Consider the following 16021-nt stretch of genomic DNA (forward strand, 5'->3'; position numbering starts at 1 on the left):
TATTTGTTTTTAAAATTATAAAATTAAACACAACAAAAAATAAATTTTACTAATCTTAACAAACACTAATTTAACTTAAAAAAATTTTTTTAAAATATTGTCTTGATGTAAAATTTTCCAAGCAAGGTCTAATTGTGGTATTTAATATATCTAAAATAGATTTTAATCTACTGCGAATATTAATTAATGGCTCATTTTGAGCCAATCAACGCCTTATATCTCTATTTATTCTTTCCACTAATGCTTTCTGGCGAGGTTTACCAGGATCACAAAAATAAACTCTTATTTTAAAGTGTTTTTCTATTGTTTTTCATTTATAAAATTCTTTTCCTCTATCGGTTAAAATACAACTAAATTTACTAATACCAATTTGTTTAATCATTTTCATTAAAATTGTTAATACAATACTTGCCTTTTTACTAAATAAAATATGATAAAAAAGTATTTTAGACTGTAGACTGCACCCAAAAAAAAGTAAGTAAAGAAAAAAAGTCTTTGCTAAACTTTAAAGGAGGTGCATTTTTATATGGCAAGAAAAGGACAAAAATTTAATAAATATAAAGCATATTTTCGAAAAATGATAGTACACGAGGTTAAAAATAATAGTATAAGTTTTATTGCAAAAAAATATCAAATTAATAAAAAAATGTTGCTTCATGGTATGAAAATTTTAAGAAAGGAATTTTAAACACCAATAAAGGTCCAAAAGAATCATTTGAAAAAAGAGATTTAAACTATTACAAAGTTAGGTATGAATTACTAAAAAAGCTTCATGATTTTTACAATTAAATAAAAGAAAAATTGTATCTTTTATCAAAGAAAACATTAATAAATATCCACTAAATTTATTACTTGATATAACAGATTTAAAGCGTAGTTATTGAGATAAATATAAAAATTATTCAAGTAATCGTAAGGATAGCGAATCATTAAAAAATATTGTAAAAGTCTATGAAGAAAATTTAAAACAATTTGGTTATCGTCGAATTACCAAATATTTAAAAGAAGATTATGGCATTGTTTATAATGCTAAGAAAGTATTGCGAATTATGAAAGAAAATAATATTCAAGCTGAATATGTAAAGCGTATGCGTAGAAAAATATTAATAAAACAAAATAGAAATAAAAATATAATTAAATATCCTGATTTAGTAAATCGTAATTTTAATGATATTAAAGAAAGATTTTCAATTTTATTTACTGATGTAACTTATTTAATTTGAAATGGTAAAAAACATTATCAATCAACAACACTTGATGGATATACTAAAGAAATTATTGATGTAAAATGATCAAAATTTAATAATAACAAACTTGTAATTGATAATTTAAATGATGCAATTAATAAAATTAAAAAAATAAAAAAAGATTTAAATAAAATAATAATTCATTCAGATCACGGATATCAATATACATCTAAAGATTACAATAGTAAATGTTTAGATAACAAAATTATAATTTCAATGGGTAAAAATTATCATTGTGCAGACAACATTATTATTGAAAGTTTTCATTCATTACTTAAAAAAGGAACAATCCATAATAAAAATTATAAATCTCATAATGAATATATTAATGATGTTAAAAAATGAAATAAATGATATTCAAACCAAAAAGAAAAATATATAATAAATGAAAGTTTGTAAACCTTTTTATTAATACTTACTAAACAGGGTGCAGTCTATAAGCTAATAAATGACTTTTTATATTATCTATTCTTATTTTAATTTTTAATATTTCCGTTATTATCAATTTCTGGTGTTTGTAATTCACTTGTTCCATTTCAACGATAAACTGATTTAAAGTAAGAACCATTATCATCTCTCCAATGTGTCACATATTTAACAAATCCTGAATCATTTGTAATATATAAATCTCTTCCCATACCTAAATCAGTTTTCTGCAATTGTCGATTATTAGAATTATCAATTTTGATAGTCATTTCATTATTTTTAAACTTAATAATACGCCAATCAGTATTTTTATCACTATGCCAAACAGCAAAATATCACTTATCATCTTTCTCATTAAATGGTTTTTCTTGTGGTGCCATTCATTCTAAAATATTTCCATTTATATTTATATTATTTTTTTCTTTTTCTTTTTTTAATTCATCTTCGCTATATTGAGGTGTATTACAAGCAACTAAACTTGTTGTACTTGTTCCTGATAAAGTAATTGTGCTCAAAATACTAAGTATTTTTTTCATATTTATATTATTTCTGTATTTAAAATTAGTTTAGGTTTTCCATCTCTTATTAAAGATAAAATTGCTTTTCCATTAAAAGTTATACTATTATCTTCATTAATAATAATTTCATCTGGTAATAAACTATATTTTTGTAAAATCTGCATTGCTTCTTTAATTGATAATGTAACAATTTGCTCTTTATTATCACCACCATTAATTATTTCAACATTAATAGTTCCTATAATTTTTTGTTTTAAATTTATTGTAGATTCATATTTACTTTCTCTTACTGAATAAACAATTGTTATTTTTTCATGGGGGGCAAGTTCTATTTCATCTTCGGGTTCATTAAATGGATATAAAATCATTTCTTGTTCTTGTTTATTTATATTTGATAAATCAAAATTATTTGATAAAGTATGTGTTGTTATTTCATCCCTATAATTAATATTTACAAAGTCTCATAATTTATTTTCATTATCCATATTTAAAGTTCAACCAGTTTGTAAATTATCTTTTCCATCTTTACTTATTCCTTTTATAATCTGAAACATAAATTTTGATTTTTGATTATATTCACATTTTGGTATGCTTACTGATTTTATAATTAAAGAATTGTTTTTGCGTTCTTTTATAGTAAAACAAACACTTTTATAATTAACACCCCAATTTAAATCTTCGTTTCTTTTTGCTTCAATATTTCCAAAATTTAAATTATTAGTATTAATATAATTTATTTTCTTAAATTTTAAATTGGGATTCTCATCTCGAAATTTAAAAAATACTGCTTTTTTAATTAATTCATTTAAATTAACAATTTTATTTTGTTGATTAATTATATAATATATTTTATTATTTTTAGAAAAATATTTATTATTATTATTTTTTTCTTTTACTATAGCTGAATTATTTGTTTTGTTAATAATTTCTAATTGTGAAATATCTAATTCAGGATTTAAATAATTTAATTCATTTAAAATTACACTATCAAAATTATTATTAATTTGTCCTAAATTATAGTAATTAGGATCATATTCATAAACATTTTTATCATCTGAACCAAAATATATTTTATTATTTAAAACCACCCCAGAAGAAGCAACTTTATCATTTGTTGTGATTGCAATTTTTTGTTGTTCTGTAACAGGATCATATTCATAAACATTATGGTCTCATGATCCAAAATATATTTTATTGTTAAAAACAACGCCAGAACATCAAATTTCTCCATTTGCTATAATAACAATTTTTTGTTGTTCTGTAACAGGATCATATTCATAAACATTTTTATCATATGAACCAAAATATATTTTATTATTTAAAACTAACCCAGAAGATTCAATTCAACTATTTGTTTTAATAACAATTTTTTGTTGTTCTGTTATTGGATCATATTCATAAACATTATTATCATCTGAACCAAAATATACTTTATTATTTAAAACAACCCCTGAAGATCAAAAAAATTCCGCTTTTTCTGTTTTAATAATAACTTTTTGTTGTTTTGTTACTGGATCATATTCATAAACATTTTTATCTTGTGAGCCAATATATACTTTATTATTTAATACAACTCCAGAAGATTTAATTGAACCGTTTGTTTTAATAACAACTTTTTGTTGTTTTGTTACTGGATCATATTCATAAACATTATTATCTCCTGAGCCAAAATATAATTTATTGTTGAAAACTACACCAGAAGAAGCAATTCAACCATTCGTTTTAATAATAACTTTTTGTTGTTCTGTAACAGGATCATATTCATAAACATTTTTATCATATGAACCAAAATATATTTTATTATTTAAAACAACCCCTGAAGATCAAATTTGTGACCCTGTTGTAATAACAATTTTTTGTTGTTCTGTAACAGGATCATATTCATAAACACTATAATCTAATGATCCAAAATATACTTTATTATTTAAAATAATTCCACTAGTAGAAATTCCGCCATTTGTTGTAATGACAATTTTTGTTCTATTTATTTTATCATTTTCATTGTTACTTCGCTTTTGTCTTTTATTATTTATATTTTCTATTTTTTGATAAGGGTTGGCAGCAATGACATTTGGAATTGCAGTTCCGGTAATTGTTAATACACTTAATAAACTTAACAGTTTTTTCATTTTGTATAATTTCCTTTCTTTCACCTTGAAACTTTTTATCAAGATCTATTGACATTATATATATATACATATATATATACAAGCACTTTTAAATATATTTTAGAAAGAAGATTGTTTGGAATGATTGTTATTGTAATTATATTGTACTAATCTGGGCTCGCGTGATTTTCATAAGTTTGTGAAAAATTACTTAGAGTCTATACTGTAAAAATAAATCATAAAAAGTTAATAAAATTATAACAAATTAAAAATAAAAAACAATAATCACAAAAAATATTAAATTAAAAATATTGTTTTTAATATTTATTTTTAAAATTATAAAATTAAACACAACAAAAAATAAATTTTACTAATCTTAACAAACACTAATTTAATTTAAAAAAATTTTTTTAAAATATTGTCTTGATGTAAAATTTTCCAAGCAAGGTCTAATTGTGGTATTTAATATATCTAAAATAGATTTTAATCTACTACGAATATTAATTAATGACTCATTTTAACCCAAATCAACGCCTTATATCTCTATTTATTCTTTCTACTAATCCTTTCTGACGAGGTTTACCAGGATCACAAAAATAAACTCTTATTTTAAAGTGTTTTTCTATTGTTTTTCATCTATAAAATTCTTTTCCTCTATCGGTTAAAATACAACTAAATTTACTAATACCAATTTGTTTAATCATTTTCATTAAAATTATTAATACAACACTTGCCTTTTTACTAAATAAAATATGATAAAAAAGTATTTTTGATTTACGATTTACTAAAACTAACAAATAAAAATTACCACAATCAAGAATATCCATTTCTCAAATTCCACTAAAACTTAAATCATTTCCATAATCATTTTAAAATTGCTTATAATCTCTAATATTAAGTAATTTTCCACGATTATCATTTTGTTCCCCATTTTTTGTTTTTCTTTTTTTATTTTTAAAATATAACATTTCTTTTTTTAAATTAAAATAACCTAATTTAATATATTTATACATTGTTTTAAAAACATACACCAAATTTTACATTATATTATAATTCATACGAAGTAATAATATTTTGTGGCAAACGACCAAAATTATTATATTCATTAGAAAAATGACTTAATTCTTGTAAATTTAACATTGAATATTTACGACATTGTTTTTTATTTTTATCATGTATTTGTTGTGCTTTTGCAGCATTATAATCATTAATATTATCAAAACATATTTAACTCTTGCCAAATAGTTCTATAATCTCTATTCATTTGCTTAGCAATTTTTTGAATATTAATTGTTCCATTTTCCTTTTTAAATAATTCATTATCTTTTAATTTTTCCAAATTTACTCTTTCATTAAAATCTAATCTTTCATATTTTTTCATACTTTACCTCCTAAAATACTTAAAATATTATAATTATTGCACATAAATTATAAAATTTTAAGTATTTTAGGAGGTAATCGGATTAACAGCAACAAGTACAACATCATTAATTAGTTGCGAAAAACCAAATAATAGTGAAAACGGGGGGGATAATAAACCAGAACCCAAACCACAACAACCACCAGTTGGAAGTAATTGAAAGTTAATTGAAGATTGTAAATTACGCAGGATAATTTATTCTTTACTTTTTAATTTCAATATCATTTGCAATCTTATTGACAGTATTAATAACAATATCTTTACCATACTTTTTCACTAACGACCGCAAAATTAAATATTGCTTTATTTGCATAATTTCAACCCCCTATAATTAACTTAAAAAGTTAACTAAATTAATAGTTAATTTTTTATGATTTGGTATTTACAATTTACATGATTTAGTTTTACAGTATAGAATTTCTGAGTTTTTTCAAAACCCTTCTTTTTTCCATGCGACCAAAAAATAAAAAAACTCTCTTTTATTCGAGAATTTTTTTACTTTTGTAATGTAGCTAAAAATTGATAAACTTCATCATAATTTGGTTCTAAAGAAACTGGTAACACAATTTGTAAATAAATTATTTCATTATTTTGATTCAAAACCATAACACTACGTGCTAATAAATTAGTAAAAGTAAAATATAACTTTGTATGGTTACCAAATTCACGATAATTAGTATCTGATAATAGAATATGTTCTGGATTAATAAATCCTTCACAAGTGCGTTTTAAAGCAAATGGTAAGTCTCGTGAAATTGTTATTAATTGAACATCGGGATATTTGCTAATAATTGTTTCATTAAATTGCTTTGTTTGGGTTAAACAAACACTAGTATCAATACTAGGCACGGATGAAATAACTTTATATGCTTTAGTTACCGTTGTCAATTCAAAATCTTTTCAATCAACCATATCAGCTTTAAATGTTACCTTATCACCAACTTTGAGATGATCTTTTGCTAGTAAAGTTATAACTTCACCGCTCATTGTTCCGACTGCCATAAAGTTTACTGCCTCCCTTCTGCTTTGAACATATTATATCTTAAAATGTTATTAAAATAGTAAACTATTTCAAGCATTTTCAATTATTGTCGTTATCATTTGATCAGAAAGATGATTAATTGGTTTTGTTACTCGTTGTAATAAACAAATAAATTCAATGTTTTTCTTCTTATTTCCTAAAATTGGGGAGTAATCACAATTAATAACACTAAAACAATTATCAAGGGCTAAATGAAAGATTTTCTTAATAACATCATAATGAACTGTTTTTTGATTAATTTTCCCTTTATTAACCATTTCTTTGGTACTCTCAAACTGGGGTTTAATTAAGAAAAAAGCATAATGGTTTAATAACAAAATATCTTTTAACGGGGGAATAATTTTATCTAATGAAATAAATGAAACATCACAACAAGCAAATTCAATTTGATCAGGGGCAAATAATTCTTTCGTAACATACCGAAAATTTTTTTTTCTAATGAAACTACTTGCGGATTACTTCGTAATTTTCAAGCTAATTGATTTGTTCCAACATCAACCGCATATACTTTTTTAGCATGATTTTGTAATAAACAATCAGTAAAGCCACCCGTTGATGCGCCAATATCAAGACAAATAAAATTATTAATTGTTAAGTTAAAGGTGGTTAAACCTTTTGCTAACTTTTCCCCCGCGCGAGAAACATATTTTAATGGCTCACCGCGTAAGGTAATAATACTATCGGGTTTGACTAATTCACCTGCTTTTAAAGCAGGAACAGTATCTACTAACACATTATTAGCTAAAATCATCGCCTTCGCTTTTTCCGGGGAAGGGGCTAAATTATTATTAACCATTAATTGATCTAATCGCATTTTCATTCAAATTTAGTCCCCTTTTTGTATACTGTAAAAATAAATCATAAAAAGTTAATAAAATTATAACAAATTAAAAATAAAAAAACAATAATCACAAAAAATATTATTTTTAATTTACTATTTTTTGTGATTATTGTTTTTTTATTTTTAATTTGTTATAATTTTATTAACTTTTTATGATTTATTTTTACAGTATACAAAAAATACCAAGAGAAAAGAGGTGTTATTTATGAAATTTGCATTGTTTTTAGCAACAGGTTTCGAAGAAGGTGAAGCAATTATTACCACAGATATTTTACGGCGTGGAGAAATCAATTTGGAATTAATTAGTATTACCAAAACGTTAGAAGTTGTATCTTCCCATCATGTTACAATTAAAGCTGATAAATTAATTGAAGATGTTAAGTATGAAAATTATGATGGGTTTATTTTACCAGGTGGTCGCATTGGATTTGATAATTTAGCCAAAAATGAGATGTTAAAAGATTGATTATTGAAAGCCAATAATGATCAAAAAACAATTGCCGCTGTTTGTGCGGCACCCCAAATTTTAGGACATTTAGGAATTTTAGATGGCAAAGAAGCAACAAGTTATCCTGGATGTACGGAAGGAATGGAAAAAGCAATTTATAATGATGAAATGGCTGCTATTACTGACGGACATATTATTACGGGGGCATCAGTTGGCTCAACAATGAATTTTGCTTTAGCAATTGCTGACCGTGTTTTAGGAGCTGAAAAAGTGATGAAATTACAAAATGAATTAGTAATTCGTAACTAATTCCGTTATGAAAATCCTCTGCATAATGATGTATACTGTAAAACTAAATCATAAAAAGGCTTCATCGTACATGATGCCTAACTAAAAAATAACTGTTATAAAATAATATTTTTAAGGTATAATAATTAACAAAACAAAAGAATGGAAAGGTCATTAATGATGCAAGAATATATATCCCAAAGTAATAGTAACTTAGAACCGTTTTTAAACACTAATTTTGAAACTGGCTTAACTTCTAAAGAAGTAATCGTGCGGCAAAAACAATATGGTAAAAATGAATTACCAAAAAGTAAAGTAACACCATGATATGTTATCTTTGGAAAAGCATTAATTGAACCAATTCAATTAATTTTAATTGTTGCTGCGGTAATTTCAGTTATTGCTCCTATGATTGGTAATAACTGACAAATTAAAGGGGAATATTTTATTGATTTTTCGGTGATTGCAGCAATTGTTATTCTTGATGCAATTTTAGAAACAATACAAACTGTAAAAGCACGAAAATCAATGGCCGTTTTAAAGTCACTATCAAAGCCCAAAACGGTTGTCATTCGGAATGATGCACAACAAGAAATTCCAGCGCATGAATTAACAGTCGGTGATATTGTTATTTTAGAATCCGGAAAATATGTTCCAGCGGAGTTACGAATTATTGAACAATCGGATGTTTTTATTGATGAAGCAATTTTAACTGGTGAAAGTATTCCTGTTCATAAAACGGCTTTCCCAATTGAACCAACAACAATTTTAGCCGAAATGAAAAACATTGCTTTTATGTCAACTTTTATTACTGCTGGTCGTGCTATTGGTGTTGTGATTAAGGTTGGCCAACAAACTGAGATTGGTAAAATTGCCACAACAATTAATGAAACAGAAGAAACAGCAACTAATTTAGAAAAAAAACTAACAAAGTTTTCATATTGAATTGCGGGATTAAGTTTTATTATTGCTATTGTTATCTTTTTAGCATTATACTTTAATGGTGATAAGAATGGTTGAACTAGTTATTTAATGGTTGCGATTACTTTAGCAATTGGTGTTATTCCAGAATCATTAGCAGCTGTTGTTTCCATTACTTTATCGTTTTCAACGAAACGAATGGCGAAGCAAAATGTGATTGTAAAAAAACTATCTAGTATGGAAACACTAGGAAGTGTAAATGTTATTTGTACTGATAAGACGGGAACTTTAACACAAAATAAGATGACTGTTAAAAAAGTAATTATGAATAATAATGTGATTAATGCTGATCAGTACATTAGTAGTCATCTTGATCAGCACCAGGATTTATTTTTAAAAGCATTAGTGTTGTGTAATGATAGTGTTACGGAGGATAAAGAACGGATTGGTGATCCAACCGAATTAGCATTAGTGGATTATGCTGAATTATTTGCTTATGATGAACAAGATTCTCGTGATAAATGAGAACGAATTGATGAGGTTCCTTTTGATTCAGAACGAAAACTAATGTCAACATTAAATGTTATTGAAGGGGTTAGTACAACTTTTACCAAAGGGGCTTTAGACAGTTTATTAGAGCACTGTGACCGGATTATGATTAAAAATGAAATTTTAACCTTAACCAAAAAAGATAAAGCTGAATTATTAAAATTAGCTGATGATTTATCAGCCCAAGCATTACGAGTATTAGCCTTTGCTTACAATACTAATTTTGATGATGAACAAGATTCAGAAGCTTTAGAAACAAATTTAATTTTTTTAGGAGCTGTTGGAATGATTGATCCTGTGCGGCAATCAGCAATTGAAGCGGTAAAAAAAGCCCATGCGTCCGGAATTCAAGTTGTTATGATTACTGGTGATCATGCCACAACGGCTTTAGCAATTGCCAAGGAATTAGATTTAGCATATTCGGAATATGAAGTAATTTCTTCAGAACAATTAAATGAAATGTCAGATGAACAATTGATTCGGATTGTCGATAATATTAAAGTGTTTGCCCGCGTTAATCCAGAACATAAGGTGCGGATTGTTAGCATTTTACAACAAAAAGGTTATCTTGTCTCAATGACCGGCGATGGGGTTAATGATGCTCCAAGTTTAGTCAAAGCGGATATTGGGGTCGCAATGGGAATTACGGGGACGGATGTTGCAAAGCAAGCAGCAGATGTTATTTTAACCGATGATAATTTTGAAACAATTATTAAAGGGGTTAATGAAGGCCGTAATGTTTACCAAAAAATTCGGCGCGCCATTACTTTTGTTATTGGGGTTAACTTAGCAAATGTGTTATCAATTTTTATTTTATCGTTAATTAATCATGTTTCATCAGTTGAAGCAACCGATATTTTATGAATGAATTTAGTTATTGAATCAATTTTAGCAATTTGTATCGGGATGGCCGATAATGATAATACTTTAATGACAATTAAACCGGTGCAAGGGAAGAATCCTTTATTTCGGAATATTTGAGGACCAATAATTCGGATTACCCTCTTAACAGCCGGAGTTTGTATTGGGGCTTATTATTTTGGAATGAGTTTTGTCGCAGCGGAAGAATATGAAGCTTTTGGTTATCAAACAGTTTTTGATTTTTTACGAAGTAGTGATCCAAACATTACGATTGAGATGAAATTACAAATTTCTGACTTTGGTCGTACCGGAATTTTCATTGCTCTAACTTGTGCTCCAAGTATGTTTGTGAATACGGTTACTTTAACTAATTGAAAAATAAAATCACACTTTACGCCAATTATTAATCGCCCATTAATTTACGCTGCCGTGGGAGCTGTTTTCTTAAATATCATTATTTTGTTTATTCCTTGAATTAATAATAAGGTCTTAAATTTAAATGATTTAGAAGTCTATAATTTAAGCAACTGATATTTTGTTCCATCGTGTTTAGCAATGGCTATGATTCCAGTGACAATAATTATCATAACTGATGCTTGTCATTTTTGATGACATCATGGGGTTTGTAAATTGTAAATACCAAATCATAAAAATTTAACTATTAATTTAGTTAAATTTTTATGATTTGGTATTTACAATTTACAAAAAAAGTTTTACAATGCTAAAATTAGACTGCACCCTGTTTAGTAAGTATTAATAAAAAGGTTTACAAACTTTCATTTATTATATATTTTTCTTTTTGGTTTGAATATCATTTATTTCATTTTTTAACATCATTAATATATTCATTATGAGATTTATAATTTTTATTATGGATTGTTCCTTTTTTAAGTAATGAATGAAAACTTTCAATAATAATGTTGTCTGCACAATGATAATTTTTACCCATTGAAATTATAATTTTGTTATCTAAACATTTACTATTGTAATCTTTAGATGTATATTGATATCCGTGATCTGAATGAATTATTATTTTATTTAAATCTTTTTTTATTTTTTTAATTTTATTAATTGCATCATTTAAATTATCAATTACAAGTTTGTTATTATTAAATTTTGATCATTTTACATCAATAATTTCTTTAGTATATCCATCAAGTATTGTTGATTGATAATGTTTTTTACCATTTCAAATTAAATAAGTTACATCAGTAAATAAAATTGAAAATCTTTCTTTAATATCATTAAAATTACGATTTACTAAATCAGGATATTTAATTATATTTTTATTTCTATTTTGTTTTATTAATATTTTTCTACGCATACGCTTTACATATTCAGCTTGAATATTATTTTCTTTCATAATTCGCAATACTTTCTTAGCATTATAAACAATGCCATAATCTTCTTTTAAATATTTGGTAATTCGACGATAACCAACTTGTTTTAAATTTTCTTCATAGACTTTTATAATATTTTTTAATGATTCGCTATCCTTACCATTACTTGAATAATTTTTATATTTATCTCAATAACTACGCTTTAAATCTGTTATATCAAGTAATAAATTTAGTGGATATTTATTAATGTTTTCTTTGATAAAAGATACAATTTTTCTTTTATTTAATTGTAAAAGTCATGAAGCTTTTTTAGTAATTTATACCTAACTTTGTAATAGTTTAAATCTCTTTTTTCAAATGATTCTTTTGGACCTTTATTGGTGTTTAAAATTCCTTTCTTAAAATTTTCATACCATGAAGCAACAGTTTTTTATTAATTTGATATTTTTTTGCAATAAAACTTATACTATTATTTTTAACCTCGTGTACTATCATTTTTCGAAAATATGCTGTATATTTATTAAATTTTTGTCCTTTTCTTGCCATATAAAAATGCACCTCCTTTAAAGTTTAGCAAAGACTTTTTTTCTTTACTTACTTTTTTGGGTGCAGTCTAAATTGTAAAACTTTTTTAATCTTTGATACCAGATATTAACAAACTAAAAACAGATGGCGGTGCTTTTGGCAAATGGCGTTTGTGTTCAGATCTTTGATGTAATTGTTTAATTCTTTGACCAATAGACCCCGGAACGGCTTTTTCTTGTAAAAAATGGTCTAATTGTTGGTATGTAATTCCCATTTCTTTTTCATCGGTTTGATTAGCTCACAATCCGGCTGTTGGTGGACGGGTAATAATTTGAGATGGCACTCCTAATAATTGCGCTGCTTGTTGCACTTCTGATTTTAATAAATGAATAATCGGAACTAAGTCAGCCGCACCATCCCCATATTTCGTAAAATATCCTACAAATCATTCATCGGCATTATCGGTTCCTAATACCATATAATTATGACTTTGCGCTAATGCATATAATGTTGTCATTCGCAATCGTGGTTTAATATTGCTTAATGCCAACTGATGGCTTTCAAAACCTAAAGATGCCACTAAAATATCATAAGTCGATGTTAAATCAACAATATGACTATTTAATTGGTAATGATTAATTAATAGTTGGGCACATTCTTGATCAAATTGGTCAGAATGACAAGGTATCATAACTGTTAAATGATGGTCAGGAAAAGCTTGCTGCGCTAATAAACTAACAACAGCAGAATCAATCCCTCCTGATAAGCCAACAATAACCCCCTCACATTGGGCTTTTGTTACTTCTGTTTTAATTCATTTTACTAAATAACTTAAATATTGCTTTAAATCTTGCATCATTATCCATCCCATTCTAATTCGTAATCAAAAATCCAAACAGCATCTCCTGCTTTGGCCCCTTTTGCCCGTAATATTTCAAAAACTTTTAAATCTTGTAATTTTTTATTAAATAATAATAAGTTATCATAAGTTGTAATTGGCGTTTTATGATAGGCTTTATAAACAGCATCCCCTGATACTTTTCAAACCCCATTTCCAAGATTAATAACTTCAACTTCTGTTTCAAGTGGATTGTTATAAGTATATACTTTATAGTCCTCTGTTTCAACTAATGGTTCATCTAATTGCCATAATGCTTTATTATCTTTAATTTTTGTCAGCATTGTGCCAATTTTGTTTACTAACAACGATAAATTTTGTTGCATTAAACTACTAACTTCAATAATTTTAGCAGCTGGCATTTGCGCTTTAAACTTAACTAAATTTTTGGTTTCCATTTCAAGATCCATTTTATTTGCCACAATAATCTCTGGTCGTAATTCTAATTTATAATTATAATTTTTTAATTCGGTTTTAACACTTAAATAATTTTGATAAACATCTTCGGTTCCATAATTTCCGGACATATCTAGCACATGGACAATTAATTTACAACGTTCAATATGGCGTAAAAAATCATGCCCTAACCCCTTCCCGGCAGCAGCCCTAGCAATTAAACCTGGTAAATCAGCCACAACAAAAGTATGTTGTTTTTGGTCCCGAGCAACCCCTAACTGTGGGGTTAATGTTGTAAATGGATAATTAGCAATTTGTGGTTTTGCTTTGGAAATTTTTGCTAATAAAGTTGATTTCCCCGCATTTGGTAAACCAACTAAACCAACATCAGCTAAAACTTTTAATTCACAACGAATCTCCACTGTTTCACCTAAATCACCTGCTTCAAAGATTGTTGGTGCTTTATTTTTTGCATTTGCAAAGCGAGCATTTCCCCGCCCTCCTTGACCACCTTTCGCTAAGACATGTTTTTGTTGATTAGTTGTAATATCAGCAATAATTTCATTTGTTTGATTATTATATATTAAAGTACCCAATGGGACTCTAATATATTTATTAGAAGCATTTTTACCATGCATATTTTTAATTGTTCCATTTTCACCATCAGCAGCTTTAATTTCACGTTGATATTTTAAATCTAATAAGGTATTCATTCCTTCTTCACCAACGAAAATAATGTTGCCGCCATTACCACCATCGCCACCAGAAGGACCACCTTTTGGGACATACAATTCACGATGAAAAGCAACGGCCCCATTGCCACCTTTTCCTGCAAATAACTTAATTGTTGCAACATCAATAAACTTCATCATATATCCTTTTCTAACTATGTTATCATTATTATCCTTTACAATTAAAATCCTATTCAAGAATTAATTTTAAGCAAACATTGCCTTGTTCATCACCATTAAATCTAGAATGAACAACATTAAGAATAGTTTTTTTATTAATTTTCAAATAATTCTTATATTTTGACATATTATATTATATCAAAATTTAAGGAATTTTGTATACTGTAAAACTAAATCATAAAAAGTTATGGCGTCCTGTACGATGAACCGGCAAAAAACAATCTCACAAGAATTGTTTTTTGCCGGTTCATCGTACAGGACGCCATATTAATCCTTTCCCAAAGAATAAATTATTTTTTCTTATCTTATATATGATATTATAAAATTGATTAGAAAGAAAGAGTGACTTAAGGATGAAAGGTTATAATTTAATTATTGGTAGTCATGTTAGCATGAATAAGCAGCAGAAATATTTATTGGGGGCTTTAAATGAAAGTTTAAATAATAAGGCTAATGCGATGATGATTTATACCGGACCACCACAAAATACGATTCGGGTTAGTAGCGAGCAGTTTTTTATTCCAGAATTTTATCAACAATTAAAGGAGCACAAGTTTGATATTAATAATGTCATTATTCATGCTCCCTATATTATTAATTTAGCTAATACGACTAATCCTAGTACTTTTGAAATTGCTGTTGAATTTTTAAAAAAAGAAATTACCCAGGCTGATGAAATTGGGGTTAAAACAATTGTCTTACACCCTGGGAGCGCTGTTGGGGCTCCTGAACAAGTTGGACTAGATCGTATTATTGAAGGATTAAATTTAGTTTTAATTCCTGATCAAAAAGCAAAAATTGCTTTAGAGACGATGGCTGGGAAAGGAAGCGAATTAGGAACTAATTTTACCCAATTAAAGTATATTATTGATAATGTTAAATTAAATGATAAATTAGGAGTGTGTTGAGATACTTGCCATATACATGATGCTGGTTATCGTTTGACAGAAGCTTTAGATGATATTATTATAGAATTTGACCAATTAATTGGGTTAAATCGGTTATTATGTTTGCATATTAATGATAGTAAAAATCCATTAGATGCACATAAGGACCGGCATGAAAACATTGGTTATGGTTACTTAGGTTTTGATACCCTTTTAAAAATAATTTATCATCCCAAATTAGATGGAATGGTTAAAATTTTAGAAACCCCATATGTCGATGAAAAAAATTATGCATTCCCACCTTATAAGGATGAAATTACTATGATTAAAGCAAAGCATTTTACTGAACCGTTTCACCAAAATGGGAAAAGAAAAGTAGATTTAGGAGAATAAAA

The 16021-nt window shown here is 26.6% G+C and carries 12 protein-coding genes and 5 pseudogenes; 6 read left to right on the plus strand and 11 right to left on the minus strand.

Going from position 1 to position 16021, the window contains the following annotated elements; translation table 4 throughout:
* Positions 1 to 70: 70 nt before the first annotated feature.
* Positions 71 to 454, minus strand: a pseudogene (locus AACK78_RS02725) (IS30 family transposase); the annotation flags it as partial.
* Positions 455 to 526: 72 nt separating this feature from the next.
* Between AACK78_RS02725 and AACK78_RS02730 the strand changes: the two are divergent.
* From AACK78_RS02730 to AACK78_RS02735, 3 genes and pseudogenes are all read left to right on the plus strand, one after another.
* Positions 527 to 688, plus strand: coding sequence for a hypothetical protein (locus AACK78_RS02730; protein ID WP_338956229.1), 162 nt, complete (start codon positions 527 to 529; stop codon positions 686 to 688).
* Between the two features lie 274 nt (positions 689 to 962).
* Positions 963 to 1028, plus strand: a pseudogene (locus tag AACK78_RS07405) (hypothetical protein); the annotation flags it as partial.
* A gap of 21 nt (positions 1029 to 1049) precedes the next feature.
* Positions 1050 to 1646 carry a DDE-type integrase/transposase/recombinase gene (locus AACK78_RS02735; RefSeq protein WP_338956232.1) on the plus strand — a complete coding sequence of 199 codons (597 nt, stop codon included), beginning with the start codon at positions 1050 to 1052 and terminating at the stop codon, positions 1644 to 1646.
* A gap of 77 nt (positions 1647 to 1723) precedes the next feature.
* Here the strand turns inward: AACK78_RS02735 and AACK78_RS02740 are convergent, their stop codons facing one another.
* From AACK78_RS02740 to AACK78_RS07415, 5 genes and pseudogenes are all read right to left on the minus strand, one after another.
* On the minus strand, positions 1724 to 2209 hold the full coding sequence (locus tag AACK78_RS02740) for a lipoprotein (protein ID WP_338956234.1): 486 nt from the start codon (positions 2207 to 2209) through the stop codon (positions 1724 to 1726).
* A 2-nt stretch (positions 2210 to 2211) separates the two neighbouring features.
* Complete coding sequence (locus AACK78_RS02745; protein ID WP_338956235.1) at positions 2212 to 4320, minus strand: hypothetical protein; 2109 nt, start codon at positions 4318 to 4320, stop codon at positions 2212 to 2214.
* A 370-nt stretch (positions 4321 to 4690) separates the two neighbouring features.
* A pseudogene (locus AACK78_RS07410) lies at positions 4691 to 5680 on the minus strand (IS30 family transposase).
* Positions 5681 to 6214: 534 nt separating this feature from the next.
* Positions 6215 to 6721, minus strand: a complete 507-nt coding sequence (locus AACK78_RS02765; protein WP_338956241.1) for a redoxin family protein — start codon at positions 6719 to 6721, stop codon at positions 6215 to 6217.
* A gap of 51 nt (positions 6722 to 6772) precedes the next feature.
* Positions 6773 to 7581 (minus strand): annotated as a pseudogene (locus AACK78_RS07415) (TlyA family RNA methyltransferase).
* Positions 7582 to 7807: 226 nt separating this feature from the next.
* Between AACK78_RS07415 and AACK78_RS02780 the strand changes: the two are divergent.
* Together AACK78_RS02780 and AACK78_RS02785 are read left to right on the plus strand one after the other, a co-directional pair.
* Positions 7808 to 8359: a DJ-1 family glyoxalase III gene (locus AACK78_RS02780; RefSeq protein WP_338956245.1), complete on the plus strand. Its 552-nt coding sequence runs from the start codon at positions 7808 to 7810 to the stop codon at positions 8357 to 8359.
* A 159-nt stretch (positions 8360 to 8518) separates the two neighbouring features.
* Positions 8519 to 11305 carry a cation-translocating P-type ATPase gene (locus AACK78_RS02785; protein WP_422396883.1) on the plus strand — a complete coding sequence of 929 codons (2787 nt, stop codon included), beginning with the start codon at positions 8519 to 8521 and terminating at the stop codon, positions 11303 to 11305.
* A 130-nt stretch (positions 11306 to 11435) separates the two neighbouring features.
* Here AACK78_RS02785 and AACK78_RS02790 read toward each other — a convergent pair whose 3' ends face one another.
* From AACK78_RS02790 to obgE, 5 genes and pseudogenes are all read right to left on the minus strand, one after another.
* Positions 11436 to 12032, minus strand: coding sequence for a DDE-type integrase/transposase/recombinase (locus tag AACK78_RS02790; RefSeq protein ID WP_338954388.1), 597 nt, complete (start codon positions 12030 to 12032; stop codon positions 11436 to 11438).
* A 21-nt stretch (positions 12033 to 12053) separates the two neighbouring features.
* Positions 12054 to 12326 (minus strand): annotated as a pseudogene (locus AACK78_RS07420) (hypothetical protein); the annotation flags it as partial.
* 67 nt (positions 12327 to 12393) lie between these two features.
* Positions 12394 to 12555, minus strand: a complete 162-nt coding sequence (locus tag AACK78_RS02795; protein ID WP_338954708.1) for a hypothetical protein — start codon at positions 12553 to 12555, stop codon at positions 12394 to 12396.
* Between the two features lie 85 nt (positions 12556 to 12640).
* A complete protein-coding gene (gene nadE, locus AACK78_RS02800) occupies positions 12641 to 13393 on the minus strand; it encodes an NAD(+) synthase (protein WP_338956249.1) in 753 nt (250 codons plus the stop codon).
* Positions 13393 to 14697 (minus strand): GTPase ObgE, encoded by a 1305-nt coding sequence (obgE, locus tag AACK78_RS02805; RefSeq protein ID WP_422396884.1) that lies wholly within the window; start codon positions 14695 to 14697, stop codon positions 13393 to 13395. Before obgE ends, nadE begins: the two co-directional genes overlap by 1 nt.
* 395 nt (positions 14698 to 15092) lie before the next feature.
* Between obgE and AACK78_RS02810 the strand changes: the two genes are divergently transcribed.
* Positions 15093 to 16019, plus strand: a complete 927-nt coding sequence (locus AACK78_RS02810; protein WP_338956252.1) for a deoxyribonuclease IV — start codon at positions 15093 to 15095, stop codon at positions 16017 to 16019.
* Positions 16020 to 16021: the final 2 nt, after the last annotated feature.

The organism is Spiroplasma endosymbiont of Polydrusus cervinus (assembly GCF_964019755.1).
Classification (GTDB): Bacteria; Bacillota_I; Bacilli_A; order Mycoplasmatales; family Mycoplasmataceae; genus Spiroplasma.